This window comes from Streptomyces turgidiscabies Car8, assembly GCF_000331005.1.
Lineage (GTDB): Bacteria > Actinomycetota > Actinomycetes > Streptomycetales > Streptomycetaceae > Streptomyces > Streptomyces turgidiscabies.
The window spans coordinates 65,551-85,936 of the sequence record NZ_AEJB01000361.1 but is presented as its reverse complement, the minus strand read 5'-3'; the positions used below and the strand labels follow the sequence as shown (position 1 = coordinate 85,936).

General features: G+C 67.6%; 16 protein-coding genes and 1 pseudogene. 9 read left to right on the top strand and 8 right to left on the bottom strand.

The genetic code is table 11. The features are described from left to right. Positions 1–77: 77 nt before the first annotated feature. The 7 genes and pseudogenes from STRTUCAR8_RS54425 to STRTUCAR8_RS24325 form a co-directional block, all read left to right on the top strand. Positions 78–380: pseudogene (locus tag STRTUCAR8_RS54425) on the top strand (FAD-binding protein); the annotation flags it as partial. Positions 381–576: 196 nt separating this feature from the next. After that, on the top strand, positions 577–1,011 hold the full coding sequence (locus tag STRTUCAR8_RS54420) for an FAD-binding protein (protein ID WP_306080762.1): 435 nt from the start codon (positions 577–579) through the stop codon (positions 1,009–1,011). Positions 1,012–1,235: 224 nt separating this feature from the next. Continuing rightward, positions 1,236–2,039, top strand: coding sequence for an IclR family transcriptional regulator (locus STRTUCAR8_RS24340; protein WP_010354078.1), 804 nt, complete (start codon positions 1,236–1,238; stop codon positions 2,037–2,039). Positions 2,040–2,174: 135 nt separating this feature from the next. After that, positions 2,175–2,531 (top strand): alpha/beta fold hydrolase, encoded by a 357-nt coding sequence (locus STRTUCAR8_RS50050; protein WP_107307715.1) that lies wholly within the window; start codon positions 2,175–2,177, stop codon positions 2,529–2,531. After that, positions 2,434–2,658, top strand: a complete 225-nt coding sequence (locus STRTUCAR8_RS24335; protein ID WP_075693497.1) for a hypothetical protein — start codon at positions 2,434–2,436, stop codon at positions 2,656–2,658. Before STRTUCAR8_RS50050 ends, STRTUCAR8_RS24335 begins: the two co-directional genes overlap by 98 nt. Before the next feature lie 181 nt (positions 2,659–2,839). After that, on the top strand, positions 2,840–5,737 hold the full coding sequence (locus STRTUCAR8_RS24330; protein ID WP_006378968.1) for a glycosyl hydrolase: 2,898 nt from the start codon (positions 2,840–2,842) through the stop codon (positions 5,735–5,737). Between the two features lie 55 nt (positions 5,738–5,792). After that, positions 5,793–6,563 carry an SDR family NAD(P)-dependent oxidoreductase gene (locus STRTUCAR8_RS24325; protein ID WP_010354077.1) on the top strand — a complete coding sequence of 257 codons (771 nt, stop codon included), beginning with the start codon at positions 5,793–5,795 and terminating at the stop codon, positions 6,561–6,563. Here STRTUCAR8_RS24325 and STRTUCAR8_RS24320 read toward each other — a convergent pair. The 6 genes from STRTUCAR8_RS24320 to STRTUCAR8_RS24295 all read right to left on the bottom strand — a co-directional run bounded on the left by STRTUCAR8_RS24320 (position 6,557) and on the right by STRTUCAR8_RS24295 (position 16,131). Beyond that, positions 6,557–8,170 carry a GH35 family beta-galactosidase gene (locus tag STRTUCAR8_RS24320; protein ID WP_006379260.1) on the bottom strand — a complete coding sequence of 538 codons (1,614 nt, stop codon included), beginning with the start codon at positions 8,168–8,170 and terminating at the stop codon, positions 6,557–6,559. The two genes, STRTUCAR8_RS24325 and STRTUCAR8_RS24320, sit on opposite strands and share 7 nt — an antisense overlap. Positions 8,171–8,370: 200 nt before the next feature. After that, the gene (locus STRTUCAR8_RS24315; RefSeq protein ID WP_223786224.1) at positions 8,371–10,788 is read right to left on the bottom strand and encodes a glycoside hydrolase family 3 N-terminal domain-containing protein; all 2,418 of its coding nucleotides are present in this window, start codon (positions 10,786–10,788) and stop codon (positions 8,371–8,373) included. Positions 10,789–10,831: 43 nt separating this feature from the next. Beyond that, positions 10,832–12,667 (bottom strand): glycoside hydrolase family 3 protein, encoded by a 1,836-nt coding sequence (locus STRTUCAR8_RS24310; protein ID WP_006378679.1) that lies wholly within the window; start codon positions 12,665–12,667, stop codon positions 10,832–10,834. 127 nt (positions 12,668–12,794) lie between these two features. Continuing rightward, positions 12,795–13,709 (bottom strand): carbohydrate ABC transporter permease, encoded by a 915-nt coding sequence (locus tag STRTUCAR8_RS24305; protein WP_029183909.1) that lies wholly within the window; start codon positions 13,707–13,709, stop codon positions 12,795–12,797. Beyond that, on the bottom strand, positions 13,706–14,692 hold the full coding sequence (locus STRTUCAR8_RS24300; protein ID WP_006378862.1) for a carbohydrate ABC transporter permease: 987 nt from the start codon (positions 14,690–14,692) through the stop codon (positions 13,706–13,708). Before STRTUCAR8_RS24300 ends, STRTUCAR8_RS24305 begins: the two co-directional genes overlap by 4 nt. A 164-nt stretch (positions 14,693–14,856) precedes the next feature. Further along, positions 14,857–16,131 (bottom strand): ABC transporter substrate-binding protein, encoded by a 1,275-nt coding sequence (locus tag STRTUCAR8_RS24295; protein ID WP_006378806.1) that lies wholly within the window; start codon positions 16,129–16,131, stop codon positions 14,857–14,859. A 268-nt stretch (positions 16,132–16,399) separates the two neighbouring features. Between STRTUCAR8_RS24295 and STRTUCAR8_RS24290 the strand changes: the two genes are divergently transcribed. Next, positions 16,400–17,047: a TetR/AcrR family transcriptional regulator gene (locus STRTUCAR8_RS24290; RefSeq protein ID WP_006379142.1), complete on the top strand. Its 648-nt coding sequence runs from the start codon at positions 16,400–16,402 to the stop codon at positions 17,045–17,047. 137 nt (positions 17,048–17,184) lie between these two features. On the opposite strand, the gene STRTUCAR8_RS55135 is transcribed toward STRTUCAR8_RS24290, so the two are convergent. Then, positions 17,185–17,598, bottom strand: a complete 414-nt coding sequence (locus STRTUCAR8_RS55135) for a cutinase family protein (protein WP_223786226.1) — start codon at positions 17,596–17,598, stop codon at positions 17,185–17,187. Further along, positions 17,480–18,496 (bottom strand): LacI family DNA-binding transcriptional regulator, encoded by a 1,017-nt coding sequence (locus STRTUCAR8_RS24280; protein WP_231885170.1) that lies wholly within the window; start codon positions 18,494–18,496, stop codon positions 17,480–17,482. The genes STRTUCAR8_RS55135 and STRTUCAR8_RS24280 overlap by 119 nt, the downstream gene beginning before the upstream one ends. 396 nt (positions 18,497–18,892) lie before the next feature. Between STRTUCAR8_RS24280 and STRTUCAR8_RS24275 the strand changes: the two genes are divergently transcribed. After that, entirely contained in the window at positions 18,893–20,326 is a 1,434-nt protein-coding gene (locus STRTUCAR8_RS24275) for a GH1 family beta-glucosidase (RefSeq protein ID WP_010354074.1), read from the top strand. Positions 20,327–20,386: the final 60 nt, after the last annotated feature.

Sequence of the window (20,386 nt, the reverse complement as noted above, 5' to 3'; positions counted from 1 at the left end):
GGCCATCACGGCCCAACACCTTCGGGCTCACGTCGCTCGTGGTCGAGAAGGCGGCCGGGATCGGCGGCTCGACCGCGATGTCCGGCGGAGGGATCTGGATCCCCAACAATCCCACCCCGCGCAAGGAGGGGCAGACGGACGATGTCGAGGACGTGCGGCACTATCTGCGGGCTGTCGTCGGCGACCGCGTCGCGGCCGATCGGATCGACGCCTACGTCGACTGCGGGCTCGAGGTGCTCGAGATGCTGCATCGCGTCAGTCGGCACATGGAGTTCTCCTGGTGTCCCGGTTACTCCGACTATCACCCTGAGCTGCCCGGCGGCAGGGCGGCGGGCAGGACCATCCAGCCGCGTCCGATCGACGTCCGCAAACTGGGGGACGAGGAGCGGAAGTTGCTAGCGCTGGACGTCCCCATGCCGCTCGGTCTGTGGTTCACGGGCTACGAAGCGCGTAACCTCATGATGATCCGGCGCGAGTGGAAGGCCCGGCGGATGCTGGGCGTGGCGGCCTGGCGGGTCGTCTCGCGCGCGGCCGCCGCGCCGTGGCTGCTCGTTCTACGCAGCGGCCTGGTGGCGAATGCGGACACGCTGCGCGAACTCGCCGAGAAGATCGCGGTCCCGCCGGACGCCCTGGAGGCCACGGTCGCTCGCTTCAACGGCTTCGCGGCCAAGGGCAGGGACGAGGACTGCGGGCGCGGCGACAGTCCGTACGACAACTATTACGGCGACCACTCACTGCCGAACCCCAATCTCGACACGATTGACGGCGGACCCTTCTACGCGATCCGGATCGGAGGCGGGGGATCTGGGCACCAAGGGCGGCGTACTGACGGACGCTCAGGGCCGCGTGCTGCGGCCGGACGGCAGCGTGATCCCTGGTCTGTACGCCACGGGCAACGCATCGGCCGCGGTGATGGGCAACGAGTACGCCGGGGCAGGAGCCACGATTGGTCCCGCCATGGTGTTCAGCTACCTGGCGATGGAGCACGCGGCGAAGAGCGCCGCGGGCTGAGTGCCCTGCCAAGGTACTCCCCGAGGGGCGCACACCTTACTTGGCTGCATACAGTCATCTGTCCGAGCTGTCCTTCAAGTTGGGGCCATTTCGCCCGATTCCTCCATTCTGTAGCGGAGGAAAGCGGGCTCAAAATTACTTGATAAAAGGCATGCACATCTCTTGGCAGTAACCGTGGCGTCACTAGAATTGAAATCAATTCCAGTGGCCGAAGGGTGCTGACAATGACGCTGGCGCTGTCGTCACGACCGGAGGTCGCGGTGCGACCGCCCTCGATGGTCGAGCGAATGACGTTGATCATGGACTGCTTCGAGGGACCGAAGACCCGGCTGCTGTTGGAGGAGGTCTCCCGCCGCACCGGACTTCCGAGGTCGACCGCGCACCGCATCCTCGACCAGCTCGTGCGGCTGCAGTGGGTCGAGCACACCCGCTCTGGCTACCACCTCGGGCGGCGAGTGCGGACCTGGGGGGCGCGGGAGAGCGGGCACTCGGATCTGCGCGCGGCCGCCGCGCCGTGGCTGCACGAGCTCGCCGTCATGACTGACCTCGTCGTACATCTGGGCACCCTCGACGAGACGTATGTCGAGTACCTGGACAAGGTCGGCGGCCGCCGGGCTGCCGCTGTCGCCTCCCGTGTCGGAGGCCGGGCACCCGCGCACTGCACGGCGCTCGGCAAGGCGATGCTCGCCTGGCTGCCGCCGGAAGAGATCGACGAGTTGTACGCCGACGGGGTGCCGGCCGCGACGGGCGCGAGCGTCGACGGCCTTCCCGCACTTCACCGTGAACTCGGCCGTATCCGGCGTGACCGAGGGCTCGCCGTCGAACGGGGGGAGTGCGTCGAGGGGATCGCGTGCGTCGGCGTGGCGATCCGGGGACCTGAGGGTCCGGTCGGCGCTATTTCCCTGGTCGCCGGGCACGCGTCGCCACTGGAGCGCATCGCGCCGCTGGTGTACGACATGGCGCAGCGGATCACTCTGGACCTGTTCGGCGAAAGCGCACTGCGCACGGCACGCGTAGGCACGGCCTGAGCGGCGCCTCTGCGCGTAGATTCCTGGTCCCTGTACAGACCCCGGTCGCCGGTCCCCCTGCCGGCGACCGGGGAGTTCAGCTTGATCTAGCGCGGAACCCCGGGCGTTCACGCCCGGGAGGAAGCGCTTCTCTGGATCGCTCTGACCCGCTCCTGCTGCACGGGTCGGGGCCCGGTTGTCACCGGCTGGCGCAACTTCCGGCACAACCTGCCGACGCTTGCGCGGCAATTCCGCTGTCTCGTCCTGGAGTTCCCTGGCTTCGGTATCAGCGATCCGACCGACAGGCACCCCATGCTGGCCGCGCCGCGGGCCGTGCGAGCGCTGCTCGACGGGCTCGGACTGCAGCAGGCCGACGTTGTCGGCAACTCTATGGGCGGAGTCGTCGCACTTCAGCTTGCGATCGGCAAACCGGAGCTCTTCCGGCGAGCACGCCGTGCTGCGGCGCCGGCTGGAGTTCCTGGAGACTTCCGCGAGCTTCTTCTACGAGGGTGATCGTCCGCTGTCCGCGGAGGAGACCGCCGATCCCTACCGCCGCGGCATGCTGCTCATGGTCCGCAGCATCAGCCAGGCCGAACGCGCCTGGTTGCACCAGGTGCTCGACGGCGGCGAGGGTGATTGAACGCCCCGCCGGATGGCGCAACTTTGCTGACGGCGGGACTGCTGCCTCTTCTTGAGGGTTGAGGGACCACGTGAGGCGCTCCCGGTCACCGGGATCGACCGACACCGAACGGCCCAGGCGATGAAAGGGTGCCCGGCACACCAACTCCCGACTGCCGGGGATCACTTCATCTGGAGCCGCTGTGTCCCGTTTCTCCCGCAGACAGTTCTGTGCGACCGCGGCCGCGGTGACGCTGGCACCCACGGGGACCTTGTGGGCCGGGGCCAAGAGCGCTGCCGCCTCTTCGTCGACCGGGCTGGACAGCGCCTTCGTCCGGCGGTTCGCTCACCCGCCTGCGAATGCCCGGCCGAAGATCCGCTACTGGTGGCCGTGCGGAGAGATCGCGGCGGAAACCATCGACGCGGAGATCGAGGCGATCGCAGGCCGAGGTTTCGGCGCAGTCGAGATCCAGTGCATCGTCACCGCCGACGCTCAGCAGTACGGCTGGGGCAGCGCTGTGCTCACCGAGCGCCTGGAGCAGGCGGTCGCCGCCGGTCACAGGCACGGGGTGCGCATCGATCTCACCGTGGGCCCGGCCTGGCCGCTGGTGGCCCCCGGGCTGTCGCCGGACAGCCCGGAAGCAGCCCAGGAGATCGCCTACGGGCGTGCGGTCCTTGCGGGCGGCGAAGCATACGACGGGCCCGTGCCGGCGGCCCCGCAGCCGCACGCGGGCGTCACCGAGCAAACCCTGATAGCGGTCCAGGCGTTTCGCTGCGCGGGCCCAACCGACGCGAAGCCCGTACTGCTCGAGCGGGCTTCCCGGATCGACCTCACAGGACGGGTGAGCGACGGCACCCTCGCCTGGACCGCCCCAGCGGATGGGCAGTGGCTGCTGTTCGCGTTCTGGCAGCGCGGCACCGGCCAGGCCGCCGTCGTCGGCCAGGCCGCCACGACAGAGGCGGCGTATGTCGTCGACCACTTCAGTGCCGCCGGTACCCGGGCAGTAACCAGCTACTGGGACGAGCGCGTCCTGACGCCCCGCCTGCGCAGTCTGCTGCAGGACAACGGAGGGGATCTCTTCGAAGATTCCCTGGAGTTGGACTCCGCCCAGCACTGGTCCCGGGAACTTCCGGCGCGCTTCAAGAAGCTGCGCGGCTACTCCTTGATCGACAACCTGCCGGTGCTGTTCATCGACCGGATCCACCGGCAGTACACGAGCGTGACACCCGACGACACCCCGGACTTCGCGTTCACCGACGACAGTGGCGCCCGCGTCCGCGACGACTACTATCACACGCTCACGGACCTGTACATCAGTGAGCACGTCGAGCCACTGAAGTCCTGGGCGCACGCCATGGGCCTGAGACTGCGGGCCCAGCCCTACGGCACCACCACCGACGTTCCCACGATCGGCGCGGCCCTCGACATCAACGAGACCGAGTCGCTCGGCGCGGCGCCCGACTACACCGACGAGCCATACCGATGGCTCTCGTCCGGTGCGGTGCACCTGTCCGGGCAGCGCGTCTTCTCGCTCGAAGGCTGCGCGATCTACGGCGAGGCGTACGCGCAGACCTGGCCGCAGATGCTCAAGCACTTCAACGCCGCCTTCGCCCACGGTGTCAACCAGGTCGTCTATCACGGCTTCGCCACCGAGGCGGGCCTGGGAACCACCTGGCCCGGCTTCTCACCGTTCACCCTCCAGGGCGGCAACGGTTTCTCCGAGGCATGGGGGCCGCGCCAGCCCACGTGGAACGACACCGGCAAGATCGTCGACTGGACTGCGCGCACGCAGTTCGCCCTGCGCCAGGGCAGGCCTTCGGTGGACTTGGTCGTCTACCGCCACGCCTACGGGACCGGCATGCGCATCCCGGCCGGGCTGGACGGCTTCACTTACGACTTCGCCGGCCCGGCACAACTCGACGGAACCCGCGTACGTGACCGGCGCCTTGCCCCGGAAGGACCCGCCTATCGTGCGCTGATCCTCGACCGCCAGCCCACGTTGCCCATAGCCACCGCCCGACTGCTGCTGTCGCACGCCCGCAGCGGCCTGCCCGTAGTGATCGTCGGTGCGCCGCCGACCCGCACGCCTGGCGCCCACCGGGCGGCACAGCAGGATGCGGCACTGGCCGAGTTGATGGACCTGTTGCTCAAGCAGGCCTCGGTACGCCACGTCGCCGAACCGAGCGGGTTGCCCGCCGTCTTCGAGGTGCTCGGCATCCGTCCCGCAGCGGACACGCGCGTCGCTCCCGCCGTGCTCGCCCTGCGTCGCACACTGTCGCGAGGCGCGCTGTATCACCTGCACAACTCCTCGGAAAGAGCCGTGTCCGAGGAGGTCGCCCTGGAGGGCCGAGGCACCCCCTACGAACTGGATGCCTGGACGGGCACGGTCACCTCAGTCGCCCAGTACCGAACAGAACGCGGGCGGATCACAGTCCCGGTGCGGCTCGCACCCGGCGAATCCACCATCATCGTTCTCGTACCGGGCAGTGCCCGTCATGTGGTCGCCACCACGGGCGGAGAGGTCGTGACGGCGCCCGGTGGCGGTCTGCTCCTGCGGGGCTCAACGGCTGGTTCGTACACCGTGAAGCTTGACGACGGCTCCGAACGGAGGGTGACCGTTCCTCCCACCGGGGCAGCCCAGGAGCTGAACGTGTGGGAGCTCTCCGTCGAGGACTGGCACCGAGGCCCGGACGGCAAGCTCGAAGTCAGCGAGCACGAGCATCACCTGAACCGCCTTGCACCCTGGTCCGCCATCCCCGGCCTTGAGGACGTCTCCGGGGTCGGCACCTATCGCACCACGGTACGGCTCGTGCGGTTGGACGGGGCCTACCTCGACCTCGGACAGGTCACCGACACCTTCGAGGTGACGGTCAACGGCACGACGCTGCCACCGTCCGACCAGGTCGGCCGGCGGATCGATCTCAGTGGCTACGTGAAGCAAGGAGACAACAGCATCACGGTCCGGGTGGCGACACCGCTGCGCAATCGCCTTCGGGTCACGGAAGGCTTCCCGGGTCAGGCCGAGAAGCCCCGGCAGCAATACGGCCTCATGGGGCCGGTCCGTATCGCGCCGTACCGCCAGGTACCGATCCCGGAATGAGCGGGCGGCGATTCGCGGCCAGGGCAAGCGCACCGTCGAGACCTGGAGGAACCTCATGGAACGACTCAGCAGCAGACGCGTGTTCGTCACCGGAGCCGCTTCGGGCATCGGACGCTCGACGACGTTGAGGCTGCTCGAGGAAGGAGCGGCGGTCGTCGCGACGGACATCGAGGAAGAGGGGCTCAGCGGGACCGCCGGCCTGGCCGCGAAGGCCGGCACCGGCGAGCGGCTCGTCACCGCGGCGCTGGACGTGGCGGACGCGGACGCGGTCGTCGACGTCGTGGGTGAAACGATTGCCACCCTCGGCGGGCTCGACGCGCTCGTGAACATCGCCGGCATGCTGCGCGGAGCGCATACACACCAGTGCTCGCTCGAGCTGTGGAACCGCGTCCTTGCCGTGAACCTCACGGGCACGTTCCTGGTCACCCGGGCCGCGTTGCCCGCGCTGCTGGAGACGGGTAACGGCGTCGTGGTCAACTTCAGCTCCACGTCAGCCCAGTTCGCCCATCCGTTCCTGGCCGCGTACTCCGCCAGCAAGGGCGGGATCCTGTCCTTCACGCACAGCATCGCCCAGGAGTACGCCAAGCAGGGCTTGCGCGCGGTAAACATCTGCCCTGGCGGCATCGTCAGCGCCATGACCGAGAACTTCGCGTCACTGGTGCCGGAGGACACCGACTGGAGCCTCTTCGCGAAGCTCACTCCCGCAGTCCGGGAGCGCTACGGGTCGCCGGAGGTGGTGGCAGCAGTCGTGGCCACGCTCATCTCCGACGACGGCGCCTTCATCTCCGGCACGGAGATCCGTATTGACGGCGGCACCCATCAGTAGTCCGGGGCGGCGGTGCCCCTCGGCGCCCCGGGGAAGTACAGCGAGAACCTCACCACCCCTGACGGGATCCCGCTGGTCGCCATGAAACCGTGCATCGGGGCCGGGTGCTCCGCGATCCTGATGCCGGTGCCGGACAACGTCTCGTCACCATTGAGGCGCCTTCGCGGACGGAGCCGGCCCGTGCCTGCCACGAGTTCGTCCGCCTGCAAGATGGCCACCGGCCGGCCGTCCGGCGAGCGCGGGCAGACCGTGAAGTTGTCGCCGACGGCGATGAACACGTCGTCGTCGAACTGCAGCAGGAGCCCATAGCCGAACCGCTCGCCGTTGCCGTGTTCCGGATAGGCCCTGATCACGAACTCGTACTTGCCGAGGGCGAACGTCTCCTCCTTGGAGGCCGGGACCCGGAAGCCGCGCACGCGCCCTCGCGGCTGTGCGGCAAGGATGTCGTTCTCCAGCGCCGCGAGCTGCGCATAGATACGGCGCAGCTCCACCGTGCGGTCATCGTCGAGGGAGTCGAAGCCGAACGGCGAGACCCCGATGGCACCGTACTGTCCGATGGCGAGGAAGCTGTGCGAGACCCCGTGGCAGTCGGCGCGCATCTCGGGCACGAACAAGGTGGTGTTCGTGTCCGCGTAGCGCTTGAACGGGATGTCGAAGTCGCCGAAGTACACGTCTGGGGCGAGGAACGCGAGCGAGGGAGCGGCCAGCTTCCAGGCAGCGCTGACATGCGGTAGTGGCCCCCCACTGGGGAACACCCCCGGCGCGCTGCCGCCGGCGACGGCGATGTTCGCGGACTCCGATCCGTTCGGCACGCTCGAGTCCAGCCAGGCGTTGGCGAACAGCGGGATGTCGTAGCGGGCCAGGCCTGCGGCGGCGACGTGCTCGATGTAGCAGGCGTAGTGCCAGGCCATGAACAACTCGGCCTTCCGGTCGGAGTCGCCCGTCAGGAGGTCCCACGTCGGGGTGGACGGCTCGTCCGGGGCCTGGACGTACGGGGAGGCTCCGTTGCGCAGTGCTTCCGCAAGGGCTGCCGGAACGGGAGCCGCCCATGCGGCTGCCGCGTCCGCTCCGTAGGAGCGCGGTGCCCCGAGCAGCCCGACCTCGTTCTCGACCTGCACCATGATCACGGTCTTCTCGCGGCCGTCGACGCGTGCGAGGTGCTCCATGAAGGCCGCGAAAGCGGCCGCGTCGGCGTCGCGGTTGTTCGTGGAGAACGGGCTGAGGTTGTCCAGCGGATCGCCGGCCTCGTCGACCTGCAGCGGAAAACGGACCGGATCGAGCTTGACCCAGGCCGGCACGTAGCTCGACGAAGCGTTCTTCCAGCTGCCGAACCAGAGAAGCACCAGCTTGAGCTCGTGGTCGCGCGCACCGGAGAGCATGGCGTCGACCAAGTGAAAGTCGAACTCTCCCTCCGTCGGTTCCACAAGCTCCCAACTGACCGGTGCAAGAACGGTGTTGACCGCTGCGTCCGCACACCGCTTCCACACGGGTTCCAGGTAGTCGGCGTGGGACGAGGTGGAGTTGTGGACCTCGATGCCGCGGATCAGGTACGGCGTACCGCCGACGATCAGCTGGCCCGTGGCCTGGTCTATGCCGTGGTGTTGCAAGGGGCTCCCATCGATGTCTTCCGGTTGAGCGGTGTCTTCGGGCGAGGGCGGCGGACGGCGCCAGGTCGCTGCCGGCGCTCTCAGCCATCGCCGTCCCAGGGGTGCGGCGCGATGCCGGATAGTTGGCCAGGCGAAGGCCCGTGGGGAGCGGTGTCAGGTCCGCTCCCCACGGGCTGCTGGCGGGGCGGCGGTCTCGCGTGTCACGTTCCCGTCGTAGGAGCGGTCCGTGCAGAGTGGGTCAGGTACACCCTCCGTCGCGTGACGTCCACGGTGTCACCGACGACGTCCAGGCGACCGCGCAGGCGAAGGTCACTCGACGACGAGCCGACCGAGATCCACATCGGGCCCGGATCCACGACCCATCTGTCGTCCAGGGACAGGTAGGCCAGCAGCGGGAGTTCCAGAGCGAATCTCACCGTCGCCTGATCCCCTGGCTGCAGTTCGAGGCGATGGAACCCCGCGAGCTGGAGCGCCGGCCTCGACACGCCGGGCGCATCGTCCTCGACGTAGAGCTGCATGAGTTCTACGCCTGGGCGGTCGCCCGTGTTCGTGACGGTCGCGGTGACCTCGACGGTGCGGTCGGGTGCGATCGACGTGCTGCTCAGCTGGAGGTCGGAGTAGACGAATTCGGTATACGTCAGGCCGTGCCCGAACGGGTAGAGCGGTGCCGCGGACTCGTCCACGTATCCGCCGTGCGGATCGCCTTCCCGACGGCGGTATCCGCTGCCGAACCGCTGGCCCGCATGGAGGGGGACCTGACCGCTGGAGCGGGGGATCGTGTACGGCAGGCGGCCCTGCGGCTCGGCCGTGCCGCTGAGGATCTCCGCGACGGCAGGTGTGCCGAACTGCGAGCCGTAGTACCCGAGCAGGATGGCGTCGAGCTCGGGCTCGACGTCACCAAGGGCGAGAGGGCGGCCCGAGAAGATCACGCCGACGGTCGTCTTGCCGAGCGCGGCGATCTCGTGCACGAGCCGACGCTGTACATCCGGCAGCGTCACATCGGCGGTGTCCGCACCCTCACCCTCCGTCCGTTCACCGAAGAACCATCGCGCCACGCCGCCCAGTGCCAGGACCACGACATCCGCATCACGCGCGACGTCGACTGCCGCGCCGATCCCCTCGGCCCCGTCGGTGACTCCGCATCCAGTTGCGACGAGGATTTCGGAGTCGGGTAGCGCGGCTTGGAGGGCGTCCGCCAGGGAGACCGCTTCGTAGCGCGACCTCGCGAACTCGTCCTCGCTCATGGCGAGCAGGTCGCCGATCTCCTCGTGCACGTAGGCGTCGTCGGGGCCGAAGGAGTCGAGGTTTTCGACACCGACCATGGAACTCGTCTTGCCGTTCAGCAGTGCTCGGGTCAGCTCGATGAAGGAGGGGAAGGTGTACGGGGCGAAGGCCGTGCCCACAGCCTCGGCATGAGGTCCGACGACCGCGATGCGCGGGGCGCCGCTGAGTGGGAGCACCCCGTCGTCGTTCTTGAGGAGCGTGACGGACTCGCGCGCAAGACGCAGGGAGAGGTCGCGGCCCTCCTGCGCCACGGACATGATCTCCACCGGGTCGGTTTCCACGTAGGGGTTCTCGAACAGGCCCAGTTGGAACTTGTGCGTCAGTACGCGGAGGACCGACTCGTCGACGGTCGTTTCGGGAATCTCGCCGTCGCGGACGGCCTCGACGAGGTTGTCGCCGTAGCCGAACGGCTCGGGCATTTCCACGTCGATGCCGGCCCGCATGCCGAGCACGCCCGCTTCGCGTGCATCGCGCGCGGCGCGATGATGGGTCACGAGGTTCTCGATCGACAGCCAGTCCGACACGACGGTGCCGTTGAACCCGAGTTGGTCGCGCAACATCTTGCGGAACACCCGAGGGTCGGCGGCAGCGGGCACTCCGTCCCAGTCGGCGAGCGAGTTCATGATCGAGCCCAGTCCCGCGAGCTGGATGGCGGCGGCGAAGGGGCGCGCGTACACCTCCCGCAGCTCGCGCGCTCCCATCGGCACGGTCGCCATGTTGAGACCGGCCTCACTCATTGCGTAGCCGAGGAAGTGCTTGCCGGTGGCGATGACCCCGTCCAGCAGCGACTCGCCTTGAAGATTGCGTACGAAGGACACTCCCAGCGCGCTGACCAGGTATGGATCCTCGCCGTACGTCTCGTGAACTCGGCCCCATCGCGCGTCGCGGGCGATGTCGAGCAGCGGCGACAGGGCGTGGTGCAGGCCCACGGATCGCATCTGCCGACGGGTCAGTGCGGCCATCTCGCCCACCCCGGTGGTGTCCCAGGTGGCCGCGAGGGCGATCGCGGTGGGGAAGGATGTGAAGGTGGGGGCGTTCACACCGTTCAGCGCCTCGATGTGCATGATCGCGGGAATGCCCAGGCGGGTGTTCTCGACCAGGTGGCGCTGTACCGCGTTGTTGAGCCGGGCGAGTTCGGCCGCGTTCGCCGGAAAGCCCCCCATGTGCGGTTCGATGTAGCCGATGCCATTCGCCAGCTTGGCCGCGGCGACGTCCGGGCGGATGCCTTTGGCGTCGAAGAGCATTGTCGGGATCAGCGACGTCAGCTGCGCGACCTTTTCGTGCAGGGTCATGCGACCGAGCAACTCGATGGCGCGGGAACGTGCGTCGGTCATGACGTGATCCTTCTGTGCGAGTGCGGGTTCCACGAACGGGACATCAGATCTCCAGCCCCGATCCCAGGGGGAACAGCGGGTCGGCGGTGTCCGCCAGCGCGTCCGGCGCGGACTCTCGTACGGCCTGCATCGACCGCGGAAGCTCGACGGGAAGTTTGCCCTCCGGAGCGATGCGGCCGGTGAGGGCGGTGAGCAGAGCGTCATCCGAGACACCGAAGGTGACGGTCAGTCCGGCGAGCGCGTCGACGAGCGGCGTGAGGATGGCCGGGCGGTCCAAGGCGACATCCACGATCAGCGGGGCGTAGTGGGCGATCCTACGCAGTCGGTGTACGAGGCCGGGGGGCAGGTCAAGAGACCCCTGGTGGAAATACGACTCCAGGAACAGGTCGTCCCGCGGCTCGAACGGTGCGTCGATGCGCACGATGGCCAGTTCTGCCTCCTGCGGCGTCGTCACGGGGGTGAACTCCCGGCCGAGGACCTCCGGATCGATCCCCTCCGCGTACAAGCGCGCGCCCACGGCGAGCGGAAGCACTGGCCTTCCTTCGACCACGGAGTTCTTCAGGACGGTGACGGAACGGGACTGTGTCTCCAGGGCGACCCGCCGGGTCTCGGCGTTGCCCACAACGGCCACGGCGGCATCTTCGTCGATGAAAGGGTTGTCGAACAGACCGAGCCGGAACTTGATCAGCAGGACGCGGCGCGCCGACTCGTCGATCCTGCTCTCCGGGACGACGCCATCCCGTACGAGCTCAAGCAGGAGATCCGTGCACTGTTCACCGCCGAACTGGTCCGCGCCGGCATTGAGGATCTTGACCATGCGCTCGCGGGCGTCGAGCTCTTCAACCCCCCACGCGCGTGCGGGCAGGACCTGGTCCCCGACGTGGTTGTCGTTCACCAGCTCCCAGTCCGTGACGATCAGCCCGTCGAAGCCCAGCCGCTCGCGCAGCAGCCCGGTGAGGATCTGCTTGTTGTACCCGAACCCGACCTCCTCGATCGGTTCGCCGTCGATCTCAAGACCGACCGGCATGCCGTAGTAGGGCATGACCGCGGCGGTGCCGTGCTCGACGGCGGTGACGAACGGACGGAGGTGCTCCTCGAACGCACCACCCGGGTAGACCTGCTCGCGACCGTACGGGAAGTGCGCATCCTCGCCGTCCAGCTGCGCGCCGCCGCCGGGGAAGTGCTTGGTGACGCAGGCGATGCTCGTTGAGTCGAGCGCCGCGCCCTGGAAACCTTCGAGGTACGCGCGCGTGTAGGCGACCACGAGATCGGTGTCGGCGCCGAACGTCTGGAGTTGGCGTGCCCAGCGGGGTTCGCTGGCGAGGTCGACCTGAGGATGCAGTGCCATGCGGATGCCGACGGCGCGGTACTCCTCGCGCACCCGGCGCGCGAACTCGCGCACGGTGTCCGGGTCGCGCAGTGCCGCAAGGCCGAGGGCGTCGGGCCACTGCGAGAACGGACCTGCAGTGAAGGAAGCCCCGATGTTCTCCAGGAATCCGTGTCGAGGGTCGCTGGAAATCGTGACCGGGATGCCGTGCGGGGTCTTCTCTGCGAGCCGCTGGATCGCGTTGTGCCACCGTGCGGCTGCCCGAGGGTCTTCGATTCGGTGCGTGTTGAAGTGGCTGATCCCCCTGCCCAGGATCACCTCGCTGGTGGGTGACTTGCTGATCGCACCGGGCTCTTCGAGGACGGTGCCTCCCGGGCCCATCTCGATGACTGTGTGGAAGAGCAGACCGACTTTCTCTTCGAGCGAGAGCCGGGTCAACAGATCTTCCGTGCGTTCCTCGGCGCTGAGCCGCGGGTTCTCGTAGGGCTCCATGCGCCCGTTGCCGTTGAGATCGCGGAAGGTGGTACTGCCCGATGCAGTCGTCGCAGGCATGAGTGGTGGGAGTTCCTCTCGATTTCGTTCCCGGGGCCTGGGTGCAGGCCCCCTCGGGGCGGTCGGGGCCGTGCACCGTGTCAGTGCACCGGCACATGTCCCGGTCCGGCAGTGCGGTGCGGGCGGGTCACCCCTTGACGGCTCCCTGCATGACGCCTGCGACCAACTGCCTGCCGAGTACGGCGAACAGCACGAGAAGCGGCACCACGGACACGAGAACGCCGGTCATGATGAGGGGGATGTCCTTGAAGAACCCGGCCTGCAGCAGTTGCAGCGCGACGGGGAGTGTCGGATTGGTCGTGCCGAGCACGATCGACGGCCAGAAGTACTGGGTCCACGCCCCGATGAAGGTGAACAGGCCCAGCATGGCGGCCGCGGGCCTGGCGGCCGGCAGCACGATGGAGCGGAAGATCCGGAACGTTGATGCCCCGTCGATGCGGGCTGCCTCGATGAGCTCATAGGGCAGCGCCGACTGGAGGTACTGCGTCATCCAGAACACGCCGAAGGCGGAGGCGATACCGGGGATGATGACCGCCCAGAGGCTTCCCGTCAGGCCCATCTCGCGCATGACGATGAACAACGGCACGACCCCGAGCTGAGTGGGTACCGCCATGGTGCCCACCACGAATGTGAGGAGGCCGGCACGTCCCTTGAACCGGAGCTTCGAGAAGGCGAAGCCGGCCAACGTGGACACCAACACGACGGCGAGGGCCGTTGTCACCGAGACGAAGACCGAGTTCCAGACCGCGCGCGGCAGGTCGATGTCCGACTCGAAGACCCGCGTGAGATTGTCGGCCAGCTGCCCGCCCGGGATCGGCGAGGGGATCGGGTTCTGCGCGACCTCTGCCGACGTCGAGGACGCGAGCAGGAGCGCGTAGTAGAGCGGGAAGATCGAAATGAGCGCGACCAGAGTGAGGATGACGTAGGTCGTCTTTCCCGGTCGGCGCACAGCGCCGTCGTTCCGTCCACGCCGACGGCGCGCCGCACGGGCGGCTCCACGACCGGACGTCTGCTCGATGTACGGGATGGAAGGAGGGGTCACGTGCTGCTCCCGGGCGTGGCACCGGACGGTGCGGAGGAGTCGGGCGTACGAGCTGCTGCGCTCGGTGCGCTGCGTCGGGCGGCACGGCGCGTCTGCCGGGAGCCGGCCGTGGCGTCGTCTCCGGAAGCGATGCGGCGCGACAGCCAGTTGCTGACCAGAGCGAATGCGATGATCAGCAGGAAGAGCAGCCACGCGACGGCCGCTGCACGGCCCAGTCGCTGCTGGTTCCAGCCGAGTTCGTACAGGTACAGAGTGATCGTCTTCCACTGCCCTGAACTGCCGCCGAGCCCTTGCGTGTCGTACAGACGCGGCTCGTCAAAGATCTGCAGCCCGCCGATCGTGGACGTGATCACGACGAAGATGAGCGTCGGACGCACGGACGGCACCGTGACGGAGAAGAACTGTCGAATCCGCCCCGCGCCGTCGAGGATCGCCGCCTCGTACAGGTCACGGGAGATCGCCTGCATCGCCGCAAGCAGCACGAGGGTGTTGAAGCCGGTCCACCGGAAGTTGACCATGTTTGCGATGACGATGTGCGCCGGAAGGCTGTCCCGGTGCCATCCGATCGGATCCATGCCCAGCTGCTCGAGAAGCGCGTTCACCAGACCGGACTGGTCCGCGAACATGCGCGAGAAGATCAGCGTCACGGCGACCGGAGCGATCACGTACGGCAGCAGTACCCCCATCCGCCAGAAGGTGCGCGCACGAATGTTCGCGTGCAGGAGGCTGGCAAGTACGAGGGCGATCAGAATCTGGGGGACCGTCGAGAGCAGGAAGATGCTGACGGTGTTGCCCATCGCATCCCAGAAGACCGGCTGGTCGAGGATAAAGGTGAAGTTGTCGAGCCCGACGAATTCGCTCTGCCCACCGATGAGGTCCCAGTCGTGCAGCGAGACGTAGGCGGTGTACAGCAGCGGGAACAGGCCGACGATCCCGAACAGGATGAAGAACGGGGAGATATAGGCGTACGGCGACGCCTTCATGTCCCAGCGGCCCAGACGCTGATGCCAGGGCGAGGGCGTGTGTGGAGGTGAGGCATCACCACGGGGTGACGCGCTCCCTGCCGGACGGACCATGCGCTCTTCCTCCGATGGTGAATCGGGGGCGCCGTCCGCGGAGGGCGCCCCCGAGCGCGCGGACGAACCGATCACTTCAGCGAGTCCAGTCCCTCGACGAACATGTCCCATGACTCCTTGGCGGAGTGGGTCTTGTCGACCGAGACACGGTTGACCGCGTCGTTGAATGCCGCTGTGATCGCGAAGTAGTTGTCACCCTTGTACGGGACCACGCTGATGTTCGACGCGCGCTCGGCGAGGACCTTTCCTACGGGCGCATCGTTGAAGAAGGGTTCGGTCACCTTCTGCATCTCAGGGCTCTTCTGGGCCTCGACCTGGCTGGGGAAGTTGCCCGACGCCTTGAACGCCTTCATCTGCTGCTCCGGGGCGGTGAGCCACTCCGCCAGCGCCTGCGCCTCCTCGGGGTGCTTGGACTGCTTCGGCACGCTGAGGTACGAACCGCCGCTGTTGACACCGCCGTTGGGGAAGACGTCGGCGATATCCCAGCCCTTGACCCCGGCCGAATTGCCCTTGATGACGCCGAGCATCCACGAAGGCGCGAGCATCACCGCGAACTTGTCCTTCTGGAATGCGCTGACCCAGTCCTCACTGAACCGCGCGAGGTCTGCGGACAGGCCCTCATGCGACATCACGGTGTCGTAGATGTTCCGGAGGTCCTTGTTCTCGCCGGCGATGATCTCGCCGTTCTTGGGGTCCTCCCAGAGCACCTCGTACTGGTCGGTCCAGCCGGTCGCCACCGAGGCCGACGCATCGTAGAACGCCGGACCTGTCTTGGCGGCCTTGAACTTCTCGCCGACGGCGAAGAAGTCGTCCCATGTCGCGTTGTCGCCACCGAAGAGCTTGGCGACCTCCTCGCGGTCGTTCGGCAGACCGGCCTCCTTGAACAGGTCGGCGCGGTAGGCGATCGTCTGCGGTCCCAGGTCCGTCGCGTATCCGAGCAGCTTGCCGTCGTCCGTGGTGGCGATCTTCGTTGTCCAGTCCAGCCAGCGGCCCTCGACCTTCGGTGAGGAGAGATCCACGAAGTTGTCCGGGTACTTGAGGATCTGCGGCATCCAGCTGTTGTCGACACCGATGACATCGGCGAGACCCGAGCCCGCGCCGAGCGCGGTCTGGAACTGCTCCTTGGCCTCATCACTCGTGGCGAAGCGGTTGTGCTTGATCGTGATGTCGGGGTGGAGCTTCTGGTACTCCTTCAGCAGGCCGCTGTAACCCCACTCGCTGAACGTCGAGACGTTGAGGGTGATCTTGCCGCCGGCATCGCCCTCGTCGCTGGATCCGCACCCGGCGGTGACGGCGGTCAATGCGACCGCTGCAAGCACAGCGAGGGACCTTCGAATGGATCGCATCTGTACTCCTTATTTCCAGGCGGTGTGCCGCGATGTTGCGGCGGCAAGGAGCCGCCCCCCCCGGCCGCACCACGCTCCTGAGACGTGCGCGAACCCCGTCACCCGAACGTCGTGTATGCCGCTGCGTCCCCGGCTGAGATGTCGTCTCGGAGTGGCGGTGGCCGTCAGTATCACGTAACACAGTTCACCTGACAAGTTTTTGTGGAGTTTTCATCGTCACGCCCACACCCAGGTCAAACGGGCCGCCGCGTCGCTGTATGTTGAAGGCATGGCGGAAAGCACCGGGCCTCGGGGGCCCTATCGCAAGGGGCTCCAGCGCCGCCGGGAGATCGTCGCCGCTGCAGCCGAGCTCTTTGCTGAATCCGGATACGCACACTCGTCGATGCGTGAGCTCGCCAGGCGGATGCGCCTGACACAGACAGGGCTTCTCCACCACTTCGCCGACAAGGAAGAACTCCTGGTCGAAGTGCTCAACTTGCGCGATTCGTCCGTTGCCGACTACCTGTCGGAGCAGCACGCCACCGATGTCGCTACGCGGTCCCGCGAGGTCGCGCGTCACTCCGCGGAGCACGAGGGACTGACGTCCCTGTACATCATCCTCTCGGCCGAGGCGATTGATCGCGATCATCCGGCGCACCCGTACTTCGTCGAGCACTACCAGGCAGCCCAGACACTCACGCTCGACCCCGGCCCTGAGGCGCCCGAAGGTGCCCCGATGGGGATCAGCCCGGAGATGATCGCCACGCTGGGGACCGCCCTGCAGGACGGGCTCCAGATCCAGCGGCGATACCGGGACGACCTGGATGTCGTCGAGGCCATCGACGCCTTCTGGCGGCTCGTGGCTGCTGCTCGGGCGCACTGGGTGCAGCAGGCGGCTTCGGACGACTCCAACCGCCGCGACGACGACTCCGACTGAGCGTCGTTCACGGTCCGCCGGGTTGATGAAGACCTCCGGCTCCGCTCGCGCGCGAAGCCGGAGGCGCAAGCGGCCGTCAGGCGGCGGTCTCAGCGGTGCTCATGACTCGCATCCGTTGTCGGACTGTGGATGTTGCGTCACATGCGTGCCGCAATGAACTCCGCGGCGGAGTCGTTGTGTTGCGGTTGGGAGTAGGCGCCGTGGGCGGCGGAGTCCGTCCCGCCGCCACAGATCGGGTCGCCGGTCGCGCAGTCGTCGAGCGTGCGTGCCTGGTAGGTGCCGGTCACCTGACGGTAGGTCGGGAACCCGCGGATGGGGTTGCCGAAGAGCACAACTGCCTTGACCTTCGGCTCTGTGGCGCCGGGTATGACGGCCACGGTGGCCGCACCCGTGAGGGCTCCTTGGCTGCAGACTCCGACATTGGAGAACCGGTCAGGCGGACGCTCGGGCCACGATGTCCGGTGTCCACACCGGAGGTTCGTCCGAGCTGGGGGGCGCGACTCCGCCGGCGTCGAGCCGCTGCAGAACCCACCCGGCCAGCATGGCCCCAAAGGGCTTGTTGGAGCCGCGGATCGTAGTCAGCGGTGGGCAGGCGTACCGGGCGGCCGCGATGTCGTCCGCGCCGATCACGGCCGGCTCGGAGGGAACTTCCACGCCCAGAACCCACGCGGCGTTCAAGATCGCCAGGGCGACGTCGTCGTTGAACGCGGCGATCGCGGTGACGGGCGCTTGTGCCGGCCAACTGCGCAGTATCGGCGTGAAGTCCCCGTCGTCGGGCATGCGACGCGAGGGCACCATAGGCAGGCCGAGCCGGCGCGCTGTTTCGTCGGCGCCCGCGTGGCGCCGGTCGGACATCGGTCCGAGCCGGGGATCGGCGGGGTGGACGTAGCCGATGCGGACGGTGCCGCGCCAGGCCAAGTGGGTCGCCTGGGCCGCGCCGACGACGCGGCCCGCGTCGTCACGGGGAGGCGGCGGGTCGTCGGGTCCTGGCAGTACCACCCGGGCGCCGCGTGCCTGAAATGCGACGACTTGCCTTGCGTCGAAGGGGGTCAGTCCCGGTACCGCGACCGGGGCGGCCAGCGATAGAGCCGGCTGGCGGCCCGGGCTGGCCGTATGGGTCACCAGCATCAATCCTTGCGAGGCCAATCCCCGATCGAGCTCGGCGACGATCGAGCTGGGCGGAAAGTCCGGCAGGCGCAGCAGCACAGTGCTGCCGCGTCCTCGCGACAGTGCCTGCGTGGGCCCGTTCGGGGTGTAACCCAACCGCTCGGCAGCCGCCAGAACCTTCTGTCGCGTCGCTTCCGGGATGGTCTGTTTCGGCACGTAGTTGAGTACGAAGCTCACCGTTGACCGCGACACGCCTGACTCCCGCGCGACATCCGCGCTCGTCACCCGCGACGCACCACCGAGACCCTCCAAGCGCCGGCTGCCGGAGCCGTCCAGCCGCAACCCGACGGCCACCTTACGCCCGACCTGGGGCGCTCTGCCTGACGGCACCAGCCCAGGGACCGCACCGACACCGGCCATGGTCGGTCAGGACCTGTGGCGTTCAGGCAGCCCTGCGCTGGTCAGCGTTGGCAAGCGCCTCGTCGGCTGCCGTCGTTGCCGTACGCACCCGCAACTGCCGTGACGGCGAAACGGCTTGGTCCGAAGTGCGCCGATTGGTCGATCCCTGCAGAAGCACGCCCATCGTGAGTCGATCGCCGTCTTCCCCTCAGGTCAACGTGGATGTTCGGCAGCGGAAGTCATCGCGAATGTGAAGTCGCAGTTCGCCTTGACGCAACCCTGTGCCGATAACAGTTCAGGTGATAGGTTTTGGCGCCACGTCACCAGAGAGGCTGATCCATGTATCGCGACTCCATCGACCGCGGGCACTTGGCGTTCCCGCCCGACTTCATCCTCGGCGCCGCGACCGCCGCGTACCAGATCGAGGGTGGCGCGAGGGAGGGCGGTCGAGGCTCGTCCATCTGGGACACGTTCAGCCACGCCCCGGGGAAGACTGCTGAGGGGGCGACCGGGGACGTCGCCGCGGACCACTATCACCGCGTCGAGGTCGATCTCGACCTGATGGCCTCGCTCCACCTCGACGCCTACCGGTTCTCCATCTCCTGGCCGCGCGTGATGCCCACGGGCGAGGGCGAAGCGAATCCGGAGGGTCTGGAGTTCTACTCGCGCCTCGTCGACGGACTGCTCGCACGCGGCATCAAGCCGATCGTGACGCTCAACCACTGGGACCTCCCGCAGGCATTGGAGGATCGCTACGGCGGCTGGCGAGGGCGGGAAACCGCATTCGCCTTCGAGAAGTACGCGGAGATCGTGGGGGCGGCCCTCGGGGACCGGGTCGCCGTCTGGTCAACCCACAACGAGCCGTGGAACAACTCCTTCGCCGGGTACGGCAATGGCGTGTTCGCGCCTGGCGGTAAGAGCCATGCAGATGCGCTCAAGGCTGCGCACCACCTCAACCTTTCCCACGGACTCGCGGTGGCAGCACTGCGGCGCACCGTGACCAATGCCGAAGCACAGATTTCCGTGGTGCTCAACATCTTCCGCATCGAAGCCGAGACCCCCGAGGACGCCGAAGCCGCGCGTCGGTTCGACGCTGTGGCCAACCGCGTGTTCACAGGGCCCATGCTCCGCGGGAACTATCCGGCCGATCTGCTGCAAGACACCCGGGCTTTCACCGACTGGAGCTTCGTTCTGCCGGGCGACTTGGAGATCTGCCACCAGCCCATCGACCTGCTCGGCGTCAACTACTACGAGGTCATGCACGTACGTCTGAATCAGGACTTCGACCCCAGCGCCGAAAGCTCCGGCGGCACGCCCTTCCCGGGCTCGGAGCGCATCGAGTTCGTCCGCCGCGACGAGCTGGCGCGAACGGTGATGGACTGGGGGATCGAACCACGAGGCCTCGAGGATCATCTGGTCGCCCTTTCCAAGGAGTTCCCCGAACTGCCGATCATGGTGATGGAGAACGGCGCGGCCTTCGAGGACGTGGTCGACGACTCGGGTGGCCGGCGCGTGGTCGTCGACCGCGACCGAACACAGTTCCTCATCGATCACGTCACGGCGGCTCATCGTGCTCGCGAGAGGGGCGCCCGCGTTGTCGGGTACCTCGTGTGGTCGCTGCTCGACAACTTCGAATGGGTCATGGGATACGGCCCGCGGTTCGGCATCATCCGGGTCGACTACGACACCCACGAGCGCATTCCGAAACTGAGCGCGCACTGGTTCGCGGAATTGTGTGCCACGAAGGTCGTCCCGGCCCTCGCCGGCCGCTGAGCGACCACCCTCAATTTCCGCATTCTGCACACCCGCAGAGGCGGTCTCGGGCCGAGCCGC

Coding starts and splice junctions, on each gene's coding strand:
- STRTUCAR8_RS24315 (WP_223786224.1), bottom strand. CDS start 10,788: ATGACCGACGCACGTTCCCGCGCCATCGAGTTGCTCGGTCGCATGACC.
- STRTUCAR8_RS24310 (WP_006378679.1), bottom strand. CDS start 12,667: ATGCCTGCGACGACTGCATCGGGCAGTACCACCTTCCGCGATCTCAAC.
- STRTUCAR8_RS24295 (WP_006378806.1), bottom strand. CDS start 16,131: ATGCGATCCATTCGAAGGTCCCTCGCTGTGCTTGCAGCGGTCGCATTG.
- STRTUCAR8_RS24275 (WP_010354074.1), top strand. CDS start 18,893: ATGTATCGCGACTCCATCGACCGCGGGCACTTGGCGTTCCCGCCCGAC.
- STRTUCAR8_RS24290 (WP_006379142.1), top strand. CDS start 16,400: ATGGCGGAAAGCACCGGGCCTCGGGGGCCCTATCGCAAGGGGCTCCAG.
- STRTUCAR8_RS24300 (WP_006378862.1), bottom strand. CDS start 14,692: ATGAAGGCGTCGCCGTACGCCTATATCTCCCCGTTCTTCATCCTGTTC.
- STRTUCAR8_RS54420 (WP_306080762.1), top strand. CDS start 577: ATGCGGACACGCTGCGCGAACTCGCCGAGAAGATCGCGGTCCCGCCGG.
- STRTUCAR8_RS24340 (WP_010354078.1), top strand. CDS start 1,236: ATGACGCTGGCGCTGTCGTCACGACCGGAGGTCGCGGTGCGACCGCCC.
- STRTUCAR8_RS24325 (WP_010354077.1), top strand. CDS start 5,793: ATGGAACGACTCAGCAGCAGACGCGTGTTCGTCACCGGAGCCGCTTCG.